General features: G+C 62.0%; 13 protein-coding genes and 1 pseudogene. 10 read left to right on the forward strand and 4 right to left on the reverse strand.

The features are described 5' to 3' along the window. Positions 1-243 precede the first annotated feature (243 nt). Positions 244-1,017, forward strand: a complete 774-nt coding sequence (locus IEX97_RS11505; RefSeq protein ID WP_188883167.1) for an MFS transporter — start codon at positions 244-246, stop codon at positions 1,015-1,017. Between the two features lie 100 nt (positions 1,018-1,117). Beyond that, positions 1,118-1,735 carry a cation diffusion facilitator family transporter gene (locus IEX97_RS11510; RefSeq protein ID WP_229776851.1) on the forward strand — a complete coding sequence of 206 codons (618 nt, stop codon included), beginning with the start codon at positions 1,118-1,120 and terminating at the stop codon, positions 1,733-1,735. 100 nt (positions 1,736-1,835) lie between these two features. Here the strand turns inward: IEX97_RS11510 and IEX97_RS11515 are convergent. Both IEX97_RS11515 and IEX97_RS11520 read right to left on the reverse strand, forming a co-directional pair. Next, positions 1,836-2,060 (reverse strand): annotated as a pseudogene (locus tag IEX97_RS11515) (ABC transporter permease); the annotation flags it as partial. Positions 2,061-2,113: 53 nt separating this feature from the next. Then, a complete protein-coding gene (locus IEX97_RS11520; RefSeq protein WP_188883170.1) occupies positions 2,114-3,094 on the reverse strand; it encodes an aldo/keto reductase in 981 nt (326 codons plus the stop codon). A gap of 231 nt (positions 3,095-3,325) precedes the next feature. On the opposite strand from IEX97_RS11520, the gene IEX97_RS11525 reads away from it, so the two are divergent. From IEX97_RS11525 to IEX97_RS11535, 3 genes are read left to right on the forward strand one after another with little or no spacing between them, the layout of a single operon-like run. Next, positions 3,326-3,742, forward strand: a complete 417-nt coding sequence (locus IEX97_RS11525) for a hypothetical protein (protein ID WP_188883187.1) — start codon at positions 3,326-3,328, stop codon at positions 3,740-3,742. Between the two features lie 29 nt (positions 3,743-3,771). Beyond that, positions 3,772-5,553, forward strand: coding sequence for an ABC transporter ATP-binding protein (locus IEX97_RS11530; protein WP_188883172.1), 1,782 nt, complete (start codon positions 3,772-3,774; stop codon positions 5,551-5,553). Continuing rightward, on the forward strand, positions 5,546-7,387 hold the full coding sequence (locus tag IEX97_RS11535; RefSeq protein WP_229776852.1) for an ABC transporter ATP-binding protein: 1,842 nt from the start codon (positions 5,546-5,548) through the stop codon (positions 7,385-7,387). Before IEX97_RS11530 ends, IEX97_RS11535 begins: the two co-directional genes overlap by 8 nt. On the opposite strand, the gene IEX97_RS11540 is transcribed toward IEX97_RS11535, so the two are convergent. Continuing rightward, positions 7,384-8,667, reverse strand: coding sequence for a TIGR04053 family radical SAM/SPASM domain-containing protein (locus IEX97_RS11540; RefSeq protein WP_188883174.1), 1,284 nt, complete (start codon positions 8,665-8,667; stop codon positions 7,384-7,386). The genes IEX97_RS11535 and IEX97_RS11540 overlap by 4 nt on opposite strands. Before the next feature lie 34 nt (positions 8,668-8,701). After that, entirely contained in the window at positions 8,702-9,007 is a 306-nt protein-coding gene (locus IEX97_RS11545; protein WP_188883176.1) for a cupin domain-containing protein, read from the reverse strand. Between the two features lie 506 nt (positions 9,008-9,513). On the opposite strand from IEX97_RS11545, the gene IEX97_RS11550 reads away from it, so the two are divergent. The 5 genes from IEX97_RS11550 to IEX97_RS11570 form a co-directional block, all read left to right on the forward strand. Beyond that, positions 9,514-11,784: a glycoside hydrolase family 3 C-terminal domain-containing protein gene (locus IEX97_RS11550; RefSeq protein ID WP_229776853.1), complete on the forward strand. Its 2,271-nt coding sequence runs from the start codon at positions 9,514-9,516 to the stop codon at positions 11,782-11,784. 82 nt (positions 11,785-11,866) lie between these two features. Next, the gene (locus tag IEX97_RS11555) at positions 11,867-12,928 is read left to right on the forward strand and encodes a transglutaminase domain-containing protein (protein ID WP_188883178.1); all 1,062 of its coding nucleotides are present in this window, start codon (positions 11,867-11,869) and stop codon (positions 12,926-12,928) included. 56 nt (positions 12,929-12,984) lie between these two features. Then, positions 12,985-14,604 (forward strand): Wadjet anti-phage system protein JetA family protein, encoded by a 1,620-nt coding sequence (locus IEX97_RS11560; RefSeq protein WP_188883180.1) that lies wholly within the window; start codon positions 12,985-12,987, stop codon positions 14,602-14,604. A gap of 1 nt (position 14,605) precedes the next feature. Beyond that, entirely contained in the window at positions 14,606-15,382 is a 777-nt protein-coding gene (locus IEX97_RS11565; protein ID WP_188883181.1) for a DUF4194 domain-containing protein, read from the forward strand. Further along, a partial coding sequence (locus IEX97_RS11570; protein WP_188883183.1) for an ATP-binding protein occupies positions 15,379-16,678 on the forward strand: 1,300 nt, incomplete at its 3' end. The genes IEX97_RS11565 and IEX97_RS11570, both read left to right, overlap by 4 nt.

Raw genomic sequence — 16,678 nt, forward strand, 5'->3', positions numbered from 1 at the left:
GGACCGGATGGGTTATCCACAGCGACGCCGCCCCAACCGGCTCCTGAACTGCCCAAAGTGGAGGGTCAAATCGTTTGATTTTCATATGAGTGATCCACTTCCCCTTGGGTTAGATTTTTTCGTGAGTTGACACGCATACTAATTTGGCCAGTCCCTGTCAAGATTCAGTAGTAGAAACCTCAATCCAGGACTTTGTGGTTCTCCTCGTCCGCTTGGCCTTACTGGGCCGTTGGGGCCATGTTGTTGGCGGCCTACGCAACATGGGCGATCCGCTGTCAGGAACCGATTGTCGATATCGTCCTCGTACGCCGCCCGCAACAGGTACTGGTCCTGGCATTGACCGCACTTGTCTCTATCGTCACATTTGCGGTGATGGTGCTGGTACCGGAGTTCATGCAGGTGATTCAGGGCAGGTCCTCCGTGGTGGCGGGGTTGGCTCTGCTGCCCCAAGGACTCATCACCGGGATCGGTACGGTGTTGGGTAATCACGGGTTGGCCCGGTGGGGGGTACGCCGAACCGTCGTACTGGGTATGATCATCCTGACCGTCAGCACATTCGGGGTCCTGGCCGTGACGGAGACTTCTCCCGCTTGGCTCGTGGCGTTTGTACTGAGTGGTCGCGGATTCGCGATAGGACTGGTGATGCAACCACTCCTCAACGGATTCATCAAGCCGCTCCCTGCAGACAAAGTACCGGACGGCAATACCTTGTTCAACGTGGTCGAGCGTGTGAGCGGAACACTCGGGATTGCATTGATCGTGACCTTCTTTCAAGTCCGGGAACACGTACACATCCTACAGGCGGTCAGGCACCTCGGGCTGCCCGGCATCTTCCAAGGCCAGGGTGCAGGGCTAGCTCTGCCTACGTTGCCAGCACCCATGCACCATGAATTGGCGCATGCGATGGCTTCCGGGTTTCATGACGTGATTTGCCTGGTTGCGGGAATAAGCGCCCTGGGCGTCATCATGGCCCTGATGATCAAAGACCGTTCAACCTCAAACGGCAAGGCGCCTTGACATCGCCAGACCATGAAGGTAGAATCGCCGTTGTCAGGGTATACGAAGGTGCGTGACGAATTTGGCAACGCAAGCGTTACAGGTTCGACGCGGTATCGCGGTGGAGTGGTTGTCCGTTATATGGATGGTCATGGAGGCCGCAGTCGCCGTTGCGACCGGGTGGATGGCACACTCGCTGGCTCTCGTCGCATTCGGTGCGGACAGTGTGATTGAGCTGATTGCAGGTGTGGTGCTGTTGTGGCGTCTCTATGTTGAGGCAAGCGGAGCATCGGATGAGCGCGTCGAGCGTGCCGAAAGGGGCGCTTCATGGATTGTAGGCATTGCGCTGCTTCTACTCGTGATTTATATCGTGGTATCGGCTGTCTATAAACTATGGACGCACCAAGGCGCAGAGTCCAACATCATCGGTGTGATGGTCGCTCTGGTATCAGGAATCGTCATGCCCATCCTGTCACGGGCCAAAATTCGCATTGGGGAGCACATCGGCAGCAAGGCGCTGAAAGCGGACGGATTGTGTAGTATGGTCTGCGCGTACATGGCTTGGACAGTACTTGGGGGCGTGGCATGTACCGCACTCTTTGGCTGGTGGTGGGTAGACGCCGTCGCAGCTTTAGCCTTGGTGTACTTCGTTGTCAAAGAAGGTTGGGAGGCGGTGCAAGAAGCCCGCGGTGTCGAGGATGCTTGTCACTGCGGCTGCCACGACGAGCAACGAGCATGATGACACGGGATGATTGACCAACCGGAGTCGGGATACAGGAAACGAACCTGGCCCGCGGGGGTGACCGCGGGCCGGTGTTTCAGGGCTTTGTCCGAACGAGTCACGCCTTCCGCATGTACACCCGTACCGCGAGGGGCGCGAACACCAGGGCGATGACGGCCGCGGCGAGGAGCGAGATCGCAAATTCGTGGCCAATCTGGCCTGAGTTGGCGAGTTCGCGCACGGCGCTGATGAGATGGGACAAGGGGTTGCCGTTGGCAACCCACTGCAGCCACTTCGGCAGCGTATGGACCGGCACGAACGCATTCGACAGAAAGGTGAGCGGAGGAAGGGGGCTTGGCGCCCCCTTCGTACCGTCGGCAGTACCACATTCCATATTCACAGTGCGCCCACGACAGGATGCGGCACGTACGGTTCTTCCAGATAGGCCATCTCTTCGGGTGTCAGCTTGATGTCGAGGGCTGCGATGGCGTCGGTCAGGTGATGCTCCTTCGTCACACCGACAATCGGGGCCGTCACACCCGGTTTGTGCAGGAGCCATGCCAAGGCGATTTGCGCACGCGGTACACCGTGTTTGGCTGCCAATTCCCCGACGCGGTCGATGATGACCCGGTCATGCTCCAACATTCTGTCGTACTTCTGATGCAAGACCTGGTCGGTTTGCGAACGAAGGGTTTCCACCGTCACATCCCGCGCCAGCAGCCCCCCGGCCAAAGGACTGTACGGGATCACGGCGATGTTTTCCGACCGGCACAGCGGCATCATCTCGCGTTCTTCTTCGCGGTAAATGAGATTGTAATGGTTTTGCATGGAAACAAAGCGCGTCCAGCCGTGCTTGTCCGCTACGCCAAGCGCTTTCATGAACTGCCAAGCGTACATCGCGGACGCCCCGATGTAGCGGACCTTCCCCGCTTTGATGAGATCGTGGAGGGCCTCCATGGTCTCCTCAATGGGGGTATGATAATCCCAACGGTGGATTTGATAAAGATCGATATAGTCGGTTCCCAGCCGTCGTAAACTGTTGTCAATCTCGGTCATGATGGTCTTGCGGGACAAGCCACGGCTGTTGGGGCCGTCGTGCATTGGGAAAAACACCTTCGTGGCAATGACGACCTCGTCTCGGCGAGCAAAATCCTTGAGCGCTCGGCCCAGAATCTCCTCACTTGAACCTCGGGAGTAGACGTTGGCGGTATCGAAAAAGTTGATCCCTGCTGCCAACGCTTTTTGAATGAGGCTCCGCGCTTGTTCTTCAGAAATGTGCCACGTCTTTTCGCCGGGCGGATGCTCCCCGAATCCCATACACCCAAAGCAAATGCGCGATACATCCAACCCAGTATGCCCGAGTTTCACATATTCCACGCCCCGTCACCTCGCATGGAAGATATTGCATGACCGATGATAATCGTCTCTGTCCAACGAGGCAATGGCCAATTTTATTCGAAACGTCGATAAATGAACACGGAAACGTAAGGTGTTGACTTTGTTCTGTCCAGGTTGTGGCGGAACCAACTGCGCAGAGTTGACGTTTCGTATGCATTCGTATACATTATCACATATCAAATTCAAATGAATACAAAGGAGTGCGTTTTGATGCGTGACAAACACATGCACCATCACCCCAAACACGAATGGTGCGGCGAGCCGCACACCCCGCCGCGCCATGCCGGTCCGCAGACGTTCCGGCGGGGCCGCGCCATCGCGTTCCTTGAGATACTGAACGTGCGCCGCGCTACGCTGTTGCGGCAGTTGGAGCAGCCCGAATTTGCGTCCATCCGCCCGATGTTGACCGGCGAATTGAAAGCCATCGAAACGGTGCGCGACGAGTTTATCGCCATGTTCGATCTCGCCGCCGCAGCAGATGCATCTGCCAAGGGGGAAACAGGTGGTGCAAAGACCTCGCCGCCCGCCCCGCAAGGACTGGAACAGGATGCACCCGCCGCAGGCGAACACGGCGCCGCCAGCGGGGACGACGAGGACCTGGGCGAAAACGCGGAAACCAACGCCTGATGACGATACGGAAGCAGGAGGGTCGCCCAATGCGCAACCTGTTGCCGTTGTTCCGCCCCTACTGGCGGGTGGCCGTGTTGGCGCCGGTCTGCATGTTGCTGGAAGTGGCCATGGACCTCGCGCAGCCTGCGCTGATGGCCCGCCTGATTGACCAAGGTTTATTGCGCGGAGACCTGCATCGGATCATCGGCGTGGGCCTGTGGATGGTGGCCGCTGCCTTCTTTGGGCTCGCCGCCGGCGTCGGGTGCAACGTCTTGGCCAGTATCGTTTCGCAAAATTTCGGCGCCGACCTGCGCCAAGCCCTGTTCGAGCGGGTCCAGACGTTCTCGTTTCGGAACCTGGACACATTCTCTCTCGGGACGCTCGTCACGCGGATGACGAACGACGTCACGCAAGTGCAGAACCTCATGCAACAGCTGCAGCAAGGGCTGATCCGCGGGCCTGGTCTTGCCCTCGGCAGCATCGTGATGGCGCTGATTCTCGACCGCAAGCTCGGCATCATCTTGCTCATCGCGGCGCCGTTCGTCGGTGTTTTCCTGTACGTCTCGCTCAAGGTGGCATCCCCACGCTTTGCGAAAAGTCAACGCGCGCTCGATCACGTCAACAGTACGGTGCAAGAAAACCTGGCCGGTATCCGCGTCATCAAGGCGTTTGCGCGCTCCGCCTACGCCATCGCGCGCTTTGAAGAGGCCAACGAAGCGTACACGCGGGCGGCCATGCGCGCGGCGCGGATCATGGTCGTGAACACACCGTACATGAACCTGGTGCTCGACCTGAGCATCGTGAGCGTTATCTGGTTCGGCGGGCACCTCGTTTGGCGCGGGATGCTGCCGTTAGGCAACGTTGTGGCGGGAATCAATTACACGACGCAGGTCTTGACGTCGCTCATGATGGTGAGCGCAATGCTGGTTAACGCGTCCCAAGCCATGGCATCCGCCCATCGTATTGCAGACGTGCTCAGGGCGGAGCCGGACATTCACAATCTTCCCGACGCCGTCTTGCCGCGGCGGTGTCAGGGAAGAATTGCGTTTCGCCATGTCGGTTTTTCGTACGGCGACGGCCATGGCCGGCGGGTTCTGGATGACGTGTCATTCGAGGTGAAACCCGGTCAGAAGTTGGGCATCATCGGCGCCACGGGATCCGGGAAATCCACCATCGCCCACTTGCTGGCGCGCCTGTACGACCCGACCGAAGGCCAGGTGCTGCTCGACGGCGTGGACGTGCGTCAACTTCATCTCGGCTGGTTGCGCCAGCACATCGGCATGGTACCGCAACAAGCGCTGCTGTTTACGGGTTCCATCCGCGACAACATCGCCTTTGGACGGCCTGGGGCCAGCCAACGCGAGATTGTGGAAGCGGCTCGTGTGGCCCAGGCACACGAATTCATTACCAGTTTCCCGCACGGGTATGAAACGGTGGTTGGCCAGCGCGGCGTGACGCTTTCCGGCGGCCAGAAGCAGCGGATTGCCATCGCCCGCGCACTCTTAGTCAAGCCGCAGATTCTCATCCTGGACGACAGCACCAGCGCGCTCGATGTGGCGACGGAAGCGAGACTGCTGGCTGCCTTGCAGCAGCAGTTCGCGGGTGCGACCGTCATTCTGATTGCGCAACGGATCTCGTCCGTTGCCGATTGTGACGTCATCTTGGTGCTCGCAGACGGACGGGTCGCCGGGTTTGGCACGCATGCCGAACTCCTCGCCACGTGCCCCGTGTATCAGGACATCTATGCGTCGCAAACAGGGCAAAACCCCGTGGAATCAACCCTGACGGGACAAACCGCTTTACGGGAGGAGGCTGCGGACCTTGGCTGAGGCACGCAACGTGAATTCGCTACAACCGAATCCGTTTCAGATGGTGGGGCTGCAGCCCGGGCCCATGCGCGGCCCCGTGGTCAAGGCGCGCGCGAAAGACGGGCGCACGACTATCGTCCGCTTGTGGGCGTACTTACGCCAACGGCGCGCGCACCTGTGGCTTGTGGTGGTGAGCACCGCCGTGGCGACGTTTCTGACGCTGTACGTCCCTTACCTCCTCGGGCGCACGGTGGATACCGCCATCGCGTTCCGCAACCCGCAGCAGCTGACGGCGATGTGCCTGCTCCTGATGGCGGTCTATCTCATCAGCGTCGCGGCCACCTTTGTGCAACAGTACGTGGCGGTCAGCGTCTCGCAACAGACGGTCAAGGAAATGCGCCGCGACTTGTTTGCCAAGCTGCTGCGGTTGCCGCTCAGTGTCATCGACCAGCGGTCGCACGGCGACCTCATGAGCCGGGTGACCAACGACATCGCCAACGTCTCCAACACGCTCAACCAGACGGTCACACAGTTTCTTGCGAGCATCATGAGCCTCGCGGGTTGCCTGGCGATGATGATCTGGCAAAGCTTGTGGATGACATTGGTCACCATCACGGTCATCCCTGTCACGGCGTTCATCGCTCAACGCGTTGCCAAGTTCACCCGCCGCTGTTTCGCGGAGCAACAGCGGGAACTCGGCCAGGTGAACGGGTTTGTGGCGGAGATGGTCAGCGGCGAGAAAATCGTTCAATTGTTCCATCAAGAACAACGTGTGACGGAGCAATTTCGCGAGCGCAACGACCGTCTGCGCCGCGTCTGCGTACGCGCCCAATCCATCTCTGGCTCCATGGGACCGGTCATGAACATGATGCGAAACCTGTCGTTCGCCGTGATTGCCTTTGCCGGCGGAGTGTTCGCGTATCATCACGTGATCACGGTCGGGGTCATCGTAAGCTTTCTGAACTACGCGAGCCAGTTCAGCCAACCGGTCAATCAGCTCGCCAACCAGTACAACCTCGTCCAAGCGGCCATCGCGGGGGCCGAGCGCGTGTTTGAGATCATGGACCAGCCTTCGGAGTCGGACGGCCAGGAACATGACACCATCGTACCCGGCCATCTGCGCGGCGAGGTGGTGTTTGACCACGTGAGCTTTTCGTACGAACCCGATTGCCTTGTGCTCAAAGATGTTTCACTCCATGCGAAGCCGGGTGAAACGATCGCGCTTGTCGGACCGACGGGCGCCGGCAAGACGACGATGGTCAGTCTGTTGACGCGGTTTTACGATGCAGACCAGGGTGCCATTTATATCGACGGGATCGACATCCGCCGTTTCGATAAGGAGGCACTGCGGCGCCAACTCGGTATCGTGCTCCAGGAGGCATATCTGTTTTCGGGCACCATCCGCGAGAACATCCGTTTTGGGCGCCTGGACGCGACCGACGAAGAAGTGGAGGCGGCGGCGCGGCTGGCGAATGCCGATCACTTCATTCGCCGTTTACCGGACGGGTATGACACCTACATCCGGCCCGAAGGCACGAATTTGAGCCACGGTCAACGCCAATTGGTGACGATTGCCCGCGCGATTTTGGCCAATCCGTCTATTCTCATCTTGGACGAGGCAACCTCGAGCGTGGATACGCGCACGGAGCTGCAAATCCAAGAGGCGCTGTGGCGCTTGATGCGAGGCCGCACGAGCTTTGTGATTGCGCACAGGCTCGGCACAATCCGGCGCGCACATCAAATTCTTGTCATCGACGGTGGCCGTGTCGTGGAACGCGGCACCCATGAAGCGTTGCTCGCGCAACAAGGCGTGTACTATCGGCTGTATCAGGCGCAATGGGCGCGATTTGCCTAATCTGCGTACGCCCTGTCTTCACCATGGGTGCCGAAAGCGGGCCCCGGGATGTCACGATGCCCGCTGTCGCGGGAACCTGATGTGGACGCAACGCGTGGAACGTAGGCGCAGGCCGGATCGCTTTCCAGATAGTCTCCTGTCATCGCGAAGGCGCGGGCGCGCGAACCGCCGCATACCAACTTGAACTCGCAGACGCCGCACTTGCCTTTGAGCAGCGCGGGATTGCGCAGGGCTTGAAAGACTGGGCTGGTGCGGTAGATATCGGCCAACCGGACCTTGCGGATATTCCCGGCCGTCACCGGCAAAAACCCGCTTGGGTATACGTCTCCCGTGTGCGAGATGAATACGAACCCGTTCCCGTCGTTGACGGTCCGCGGCGTGCGTGGGGTATCGGGTCCAGCGGGGATGTTCGGTACGCGGATCGCTGGACCTGAAGCACGCTTGGGCTCAGGCGTCGCATCGCGCCCTCCTGTCCCGTGCTTCCCGGCCGATTCGCTTCCCCTCCCGTCCTCTGTCGCTTCTGCTGCCTGCTTCTGCAGGATGACCCGGCGGTAGTGCGGCGCCGCGGTCGTCTTGATGGCAAACGGCCGCGACTTCGACTGCTCCCACAGCCACGCCATGACTTCCTCCGCTTCAGCCGCCGACACCATGTCTTGAGCGCGGGCCCGCCCGGTCGGCACGAGAAAGAACACGCTCCAGAGGACCGGCCGGAATGACTCGATTTGGTCGGCAATCCGCGGCAGGTCATGCAGATTGTGGCGCGTGACGGTGGTATTTACCTGCGTTGGCATCTGAAGCTCCCGCAACCATCCGAGTGCTCGGATGGTCAGGTCGTACGAACCGCGGGTGCCGCGAAAACGGTCGTGGATCTCGGGTTCGGATCCATCGAGGCTGAACGCACACCGCGCAAGTCCTGCTTGCTGCGCCCGCTTGAGTGCATCACGGGTGACGCGTGGCGTGGCGCTCGGCGTCATGGCCACCTCAAGTCCCCGCTGAGTTCCATAGCGGATGAAGTCGAACAAGTCATCCCGTTCCAGCGGATCCCCGCCGGTCAATACAAACAGCGGCCGGTCCATCTCGGCGATCTCGTCTATCAACCGAAGCCCTTCTTCCTTCGTCAGTTCCAATGGGTGCCGGTGACGCTGGGCTTTTGCCCGGCAATGCAGACAATGGAGTTGGCAGGCCCGTGTCACCTCCCAGATGACGATGAGCGGATTCACATGGAAGTCTCGGCCCCATGGATGTGGCCGGCTTGGGGTTGCGCTGGCGGTAGGGTGCATGCCGGATTCTCCTCCCGGTGGTACAGTAACTTTTTTAGCTATTCTGACCCGGTGTGTCGGGCACCAGCACCAGCAGCACAACGCTTCGTTCCAGTGCTTCCACCGCGTGTTCGACATGGGCGTCCAGCACCAGCATGTCGGAATTGCGCAGGATCTCAGCCTGACCGTTCACGAGAAACCGGATTGTCCCGCTGAGCACAATCACCGCCAGTGCCATCGGCGCCCGGTGGTTTGTCAATCCTTGGCCAGGAGCGAGCGAAAGCAGGAGAAATTTGCTTTGTCCCTTCTGCAACAAGCCCTGTACGGGTCGATCCCGGAAGTGCAGTGAATATCGTTCCATATCTTGGCCTCCCGGCACGTTCATTCGTCATGCATTATCCCGCAACCATCGGTTTGTGGTTGTGCGCCACATCACGTGACCCATGAATACGTCATTTTACCGATACCTTGAGTGCCTTCTTTGACGTAAACTTTGCCCTAAGTCGTGCGATGCAGCCCATGAGGGGGTGGGTTTGCCATGATTGATCCAATTCGGCAGTCAATTTCAAGTCGTCCGTGTCGTTCGCGTCACCATACACACTGACCATCAATAATCCAAATACTAAGAATGCAATGGTATGATGGGTTCATGGAAATACGATGACCGAAGTCGCGACGGCAATCGTGAAACAAGGTCAAGTGAGGATTTCCGCCAAGCAAGGCGGCGACTTCTTGATTCTCTCTCTTCCATTTCCAGTATTTCGTTCGTGCAAATTCCGATTCCAGTATTTCGTTCGTGCAAATTCCGAATCAAAACCAGAACCCCCTGCATGATCATGAAGGAGGATGCTTGTGGACGAGCAGCAATTGGAAGAACAGATTCGTTCATGGATCGCGGCCATGACGCTGGAAGAGAAGGCGGGGTTGTGCAGCGGGCTCGACTTTTGGCGCACCAAACCGGTGGAGCGGCTGGGCATCCCGTCCATCCTGATGACGGACGGCCCGCACGGCCTGCGCAAGCAGCGGGAAGGCGGAGGGCTGATGGACAGCGTGCCGGCGACCTGCTTCCCGTCGGGCGCGGCGTTGGCGTGTTCGTGGGACCGGGAGCTGTTGCAGGAAGTGGGCAAAGCCATCGGCGAGGAGTGCCAGGCGGAAGGCGTGTCCATCCTGCTCGGGCCCGCGGTCAACATCAAGCGTTCGCCCTTGTGCGGCCGCAACTTCGAGTACTTTTCCGAGGACCCGCTGCTTGCGAGCGAGTTGGCGCTCAGCCACATCCGCGGGGTGCAGAGCCAGGGCGTCGGGACGTCCATCAAACACTTTGCCGCCAACAACCAGGAGCACCGCCGGCTGTCGGTGGACGCGGTGGTGGACGAGCGGACATTGCGGGAGATCTACCTGGCCAGCTTCGAGACGGCGGTGCGGCACGGGCAGCCGTGGACGGTCATGTGCGCTTACAACCGGGTCAACGGCACGTATTGTGCAGAGAATGTGTTTCTGCTCCGCCGCGTGTTACGGGAGGACTGGGGGTTCACCGGGTTCGTCGTCTCCGACTGGGGTGCGGTGGATGAGCGTGTGCCTGCGCTTGAAGCGGGGTTGGATCTGGAGATGCCGGGCAACGGCGGCGTGGGCGACCGCAAGATCGTCGCGGCGGTGCAGGCGGGGAAGCTCCCCGAATCGGTGTTGAACGAGGCGGTCGCGCGCATTCTGCGCGTGGTGCTGCGGGCGGTTGCCAACCGGAAGGAGGGCGCGACGTACGACGTGGCGGTGCACCACCAATTGGCGCGCCGGGCGGCCCGGGAGAGCATGGTGCTGCTCAAGAACGAAGGCGACATCCTGCCGCTGCGCCGAGGCGGGACCATCGCCGTGATTGGGGCGTTCGCCAGGTCGCCGCGCTACCAGGGCGGCGGGAGTTCCCACGTCCATCCGACGCGGCTCGACATCCCGTATGAGGAGATTGTGAAGGCGGCCGGCCCGGACGCGCGCGTGCTGTATGCGCCGGGATACAGCCTGGATGCCGACGACGTCGATCCGGCGCTCCTCGACGAGGCGCGGGCGGTGGCCGCAGCCGCGGACGTGGCGGTGGTGTTCGCCGGCCTCCCCGAGCGCTATGAATCGGAAGGGTACGACCGTCCGCACATGCGCATGCCGGAGAACCACGTGCGGCTGATCGAGGCGGTGGCCGAGGTGCAGCCGCGCACCGTCGTCGTGCTGGCCAACGGGGCACCGGTGGAGATGCCGTGGCTGGATCGCGTGCGGGGGCTCATCGAGTGCTACCTGGGCGGGCAGGCGATGGGCGGCGCGATCGCCGACATCCTGTTCGGCGTGGCCAACCCGTGCGGGAAGCTGGCGGAGACGTTCCCCGTGCGGCTCTCCCACAACCCGTCGTACCTCAATTTCCCGGGCGAGGGCGATCGCGTCGAGTACCGGGAAGGGTTGTTCGTGGGCTACCGGTATTACGATGCGAAAGGCATCGAGCCGCTCTTCCCGTTTGGGTACGGCTTGAGTTACACCACGTTCGCGTACGTGTCCATGACGGTGGATAAGACGTCGCTGCGCGACGACGACACCTTGCACGTGACGGTCACCGTGAAGAACACCGGATCGCGCACGGGCAAGGAGATCATCCAGCTGTACGTCCGGGACGTGGTGTCGAGCGTCATCCGCCCGGAGAAGGAGTTGAAGGGCTTCGCGAAGGTCGAACTGGCGCCGGGCGAGGAGAAGTCCGTCACGCTTGTGCTCGACAAGCGGGCGTTTGCGTACTGGGACGTGGCGCGCCAAGACTGGATGGTCGAGAGCGGGGAGTTCGACATCCTCGTCGGCCCGTCGTCGCGGGACATCGCTTTGGCGCAGCGGGTGTACGTCGAGTCCACCGCCCGCCGGCGCAAGAGTTACACCCGCAATTCGCTCGTCGGCGACGTGCTTGCCGATCCCGACGCCGCGCCCGTCTTCCGGGAGGTGTTCGAGGCGTTCACCACCCGCTCGGGGATGGCGGACATGCTGCGCGACGCGCCCGAGTTCGCGGAAGCGCTGTTCCGGTACACGCCGCTGCGCGGGCTGGTGGCCTTTAGCCAAGGCGCGTTCAGCGATGAGCAGCTGGAGGGACTGCTCGAACGGTTGAACGGTTCAGGAGCGGAATAACATCCACCGCACCAGCACCTTGATGTCGACGTACAGCAAGATGGCGCATCTGCACTTTCGCACGACAGGAGTGAACAGGTCAGTGAGCAAGGTGTGGACGTCGGCCATCCGCAAAGGTTTGCTGACGGCGGTCATCTTTGCCGGGGTTTGGTTACCTGCGGACGCCTTCGCATCGTCTGCCTCGGACGAACCATCCATCTTGTCGCACATGGAAGCCAGAGAACCGGTGTTCACCCTGCGCGTCGGCACATCCTCGGCGGCCGCGTTGCAGCAAGAAGTGAAGGATGCCTTGGCTCGCGATCCTTACCTCATGCTGGATGTGGCGTCGTATCGTTTCGTCTTGACGTCGAGTCCGCTGTGGGGCAATCGGGCGGTGTTTGCGGTCCGGTATCGGGAGACCAAGGCGCAGTATGCCGCTGTGCTGCAGGGGGTCCGGAAGATCCTGCAGGAGATCCTCAAACCGGGAATGGATGTGTACGCGAAGGAGAAGGGCATTCACGACTTCGTCGTCCTGCATACCTCTTATGACACGACCCTGCGCCGCGACAGTGCATACGACGCCCTGTACGCACGGTCTGCCACATGCGAAGGGTACACGATGCTGACTTACCAATTATTGAGAGGCGCAGGCATTCCCAACGTCATCGTCGTCGGGACCGCGACCAGTCCATCCGGCTCGGGCAGCCATGCATGGAATGAAGTGGAGTTGAATGGAACGTGGTACCATTTGGACACCACCTGGGACGATCCGGTGCCAGATGTCCCGGGACGCGTGACATACGGTTATTTCAATCTCACCTCGGCGCAGTTGGCGCGGACCCATACGTGGGACCGGTCGCAGGTCCCCCCTGCCGATACCGACATTGTCCAGGTGTTGGCGCGCTCGGCAAACCAAGAGGACCAGCGTATTTTGCAGGAAACAGGGTTATTCGTCGAGCAACCGGCATACACCTTTACGCGTCTTAACTCATTGACCGCGGCACTTTCGGGACTTCGCCCGGGACAAACCACCATGTTTCGCGTCCCGTATGTCGATGCCGCGTTGTGGTTGTCGGCGCTCCGGCTTCCGTACGCCGTGCGGTGCTCGTGCGTTCAGGATACGCGTGATCCCGGCTACGCGGTGGTGACGTTGACCGTCACCTGACAGCACGGCTTGCGCGCAGCCTTTCCTGTTGTGCGGCGGGATGTTACAGTGAAAGTATGCGCGACCTGTTCGAAGTGGTGCCCCACAACCTGTTCTCTTTGCTGGCATCTCGGCAGCGGGCGGTCTACTTCCGCGCCTTGATGGTGCTGTGGAACTGTTACCAACGCGAAATCCGGTTCCGGCGCGGGGATCTTGTGACCTATCTCATCAGCGAAATGGAACGGGACTTGGCCGGCTGGTCGGATGACAGCGAAGCGTTGGACGATCCGTTCGCGGACGGGGATGTTCGAGAAACGGAATCCGGGCGGGCGGATACCGTGCAGAGGGAAGCGTTCTCGCTTCCGCATGCGAACGCCCGTGTTCCGTGGGTGGATGGGGGCTCATCCAATGCTGGCCTGCCGGATGCAGGCGCCGCAGGGGAGGGGTTGACCGAAAGCGGAGGTCTGGATGCGGACATGCCGGACGCCGGAACGCTTTCGGGCAAGGCGCACGCCCTCATCCGGCGGCTCGTCGCCACCGGCTGGCTGCAGGCGATACCGGACGAGACCGGGTTCGACGAAACCCTCATCGTCCCCCGGTACGCGAGTGTCCTGCTCGACGCGCTTTACCGCATCGTCCACCCGGCCGAACAGCGGTACAACGCCATCGTCTACTCCGTGTATTCCAACCTGCGCACGGCGAACGAAGAGCGGGACGAGTTCATGCTGCAGGCGCTCCAGTCGGCGCACGATCACACCATCGCGCTGCGGGAAAGCCTGCGCGCGCTGTTGCACAACATTCACACCTATTACCAAAACCTGCACCTGCGCCAGGAGATCCGCGAGCTATTGGCAGAGCACTTCGACAGCTACCAAGTGGCGGTGGCCATCGCCATGTACCACCCGCTCAAGACGTTCGACAGCGTCTACCGCTTCCGGCCGCGGGTCTTGCAGATCTTGCGCGACTGGCTTGCGTCGCCGAGCCTCTTGCAGCAGATGGCCGCCTCGCTGTTGGGTCAGCGGCCGGACCTGACCCCGGAAGATGCCCGCGCCGAGGTGGTGCAGCGGATCCAGTTCATCGCCGACACGTTCGAGTCGCTCGACGACCTGCTGCAGGAGATTGACCGGCGCAACGCCCACTACAGCCGGGCGTCGGTGGACCGGCTGCAGTACCTGCTCAACACCGACCGGGATGTCAAGGGGAAGCTCGTGCAGCTGTTGCGCGCGCTGCCGCCCCTCACCGCAGATGTGCATCACCCGCTGTTGGAGGCGATGCGGGAATTGCCGTTGTTCCAGGTCCGCTATGCCGATCCCGATGCACTCTACCGGGAACCGCGCCGGCGGCAACGCGGCCGGCCGCAGCCGTTGCGGCGCCCGGCGGGCGCGGACGACGCGGCGTTCGCGGCGGAGGCGCGGGAACTCGTGGAGCGGGCCAACGCCATTTTCTCGCCGCAGCGGATCGCAGCGTTCATTCGCGAGCAAATGGGAGACCGTGCGCGGCTGCCGGCTTCTGCGTTGCGGTTGCGGGAGTTGGACGACTTTTTGCGCACCATGGTGGCGGTGGTGCGCTCGGATGAACCGGAGATGCCGTACGAGATCGACTGGACGGACGCAGACGGCGGGGAGGACAAGCCGGACCTGGTCCGCGTCGGTGACTACGGCGTGCCGCAGATCACCTTCGTCCGGAAGGAGGGATAGCGTGGACTGGCAGGGCGCGTACCACGCATTGTCCGATCACGACCGCGAGGAGTTCGCCCGCGTCATCAGCCGCTTGTTCGACGAGACGTTCCTGGTGCGCGACGAGTGGGACCCAAGGGAGCGCCGGTTGGCCGCCAACCGCGATTACCGGTTCGTGGAGCGCCACTTGGCGCTGTTCCAGGCGTACCTGCGGGCGGGCGGCTTCGAACTGCAGGCGGACGGACGGCGCGGCGTGATGGCGCTGTATAACCGCTACGGACGCAACCGGGCGAAGATGGACAAGTACACCACCTACCTGCTGTACGCCCTGCGCCTCGTATACGAGGAGGCGATGGAAACCGTGTCCATGCGCCGCGAGGTGGTGGTCTCGTTGCAGGACGTGCTCTCGCGGTTGTTTTCGCTCGGCCTTCTGGATCGCCGCGTCGCCGCGACAAACTTGGCGGCAGCGCTCAACCGGCTGCGGCGGCTGAACGTGATCGCCCGGGTGGACGGGTTTGCGCACGAGTTGGAGAGCCGGTGGTTGATCTACCCGAGCATCCTGCTCGCGGTGCCGGACGAGCGGATCCACCACCTGTACGAACGATGGTCCGCGGGCGCGTTCGCCGCCGGGGCGGCCGGGGAACGTGCGGACGGCGGCGAGTGGGCCGGCGAGGACAGCGGCGAGGACGGCATGGATGCGTGGGCCGAGGCGGATGCGGACGAAGCGGCGGACGATGATGAGGCGCCAATGCGCGCAGACGCCCGGGGAGACATGAACGCGGAGGGGGTGGGCCGGTGAAGCGGTTGCGGCGAATGCTGCTCGTCAATTGGCACTACATCGTGCACGAGGTCATCGAGTTCGCGCCCGTCACGTTCCTCACCGGGAAGAACGCGGCAGGCAAGTCGACCATCATCGACGCGCTGCAACTGGTGGTGCTCGGAGACACCACGGGCCACTACTTCAATAAGGCGGCGAACGAGCAGTCGCGGCGGACGTTGCGCGGCTATTTGCGCGGCGAGGTGGCCGAGGAGGACGACCGGGTGGTGTGCCTGCGGGAAGGAGAGTTCTCTTCCTACGTGGTCCTCGAGTTCGTGGAGGGGGAAGGGTCGAAGCAAAAGGCGTTTTGCTTCGGCGCCGTGTTCGACTGCCATCCGGACGCGACGTACGACGCCAGGTTTTTCTACCTGAACGAGCCGCTGCCCGACTTCCACTTCATCCGCGACGGGGTGCCGCTCGACATCCAAGGGCTCAAGCAGTGGGGCGGCCAGCGGCGCGGGCGGTTTGAGATGTACGAAAGCAACAAGTCGTACCAGCAGACCTTCCTCGCGCGGATGGGGAACCTGCGCGAGAAGTTTTTCCGCCTGTTCCGCAAAGCGGTCCCGTTCACGCCCATCATGGACATCTCCGGTTTCATTTCCGACTTTGTGTGCGACGTGAAACCGGACCTCGACATCGCCGACATGCGGGAGAACATCCGCCACTACCGGCGCCTCGAAGAGGAGTTGCGGGTGGTGGAGGCCCGCGTCAAGGCCCTCGAGGAGATGGAGCAGACGTTTGGCCTGCTGGAGGCGGCGGAGCAGAAGGTCCGCCTGTACGACTACCTGTGCCAGCGGGCGGAATTGGACCAGCGCGAACGGGCGGTGGCCGCGCTCCGGGACGCCATCGCCCGCGCTTGGGAAGAACTCGCGGCGGCGGAAGCGGCGCTCACGGCGACGGCCGCCGAACGGGACGAGGTGCGCGGCCGCCGCGATGCGCTCATCCAGGAGCGGGCGCAATCGGACGTTTACCAGCGCCAGCAGCAACTGGAACAGCACAAGCGGCTCCTCGAAACCCAGTTCGCCCAGATCAGGCGGGACGGCGAGCGGCTGGACCGTTGGTTGGTCGATCACGGCGCCCGCTGGCGCCAGGTGGCGGAGCGGCTGCAGGCGGCGCGATCGTGGTTCCCGGGTGCAGCGGAAACCGCCGCCGCGGGTGCTGCCGCCGCAGGACTGGCGGACATGGCCGGCGCGGCCGCCGCGGACGAAGGCCGCGCGCTGCTCCCTGAGCGCCCCCTGGTCCGCTGCGGCGAGCGGATGGAGGAGGCGCTGGCGGCGG

The organism is Paenalicyclobacillus cellulosilyticus (assembly GCF_014647315.1).
Classification (GTDB): Bacteria; Bacillota; Bacilli; order Alicyclobacillales; family Alicyclobacillaceae; genus Alicyclobacillus_J; species Alicyclobacillus_J cellulosilyticus.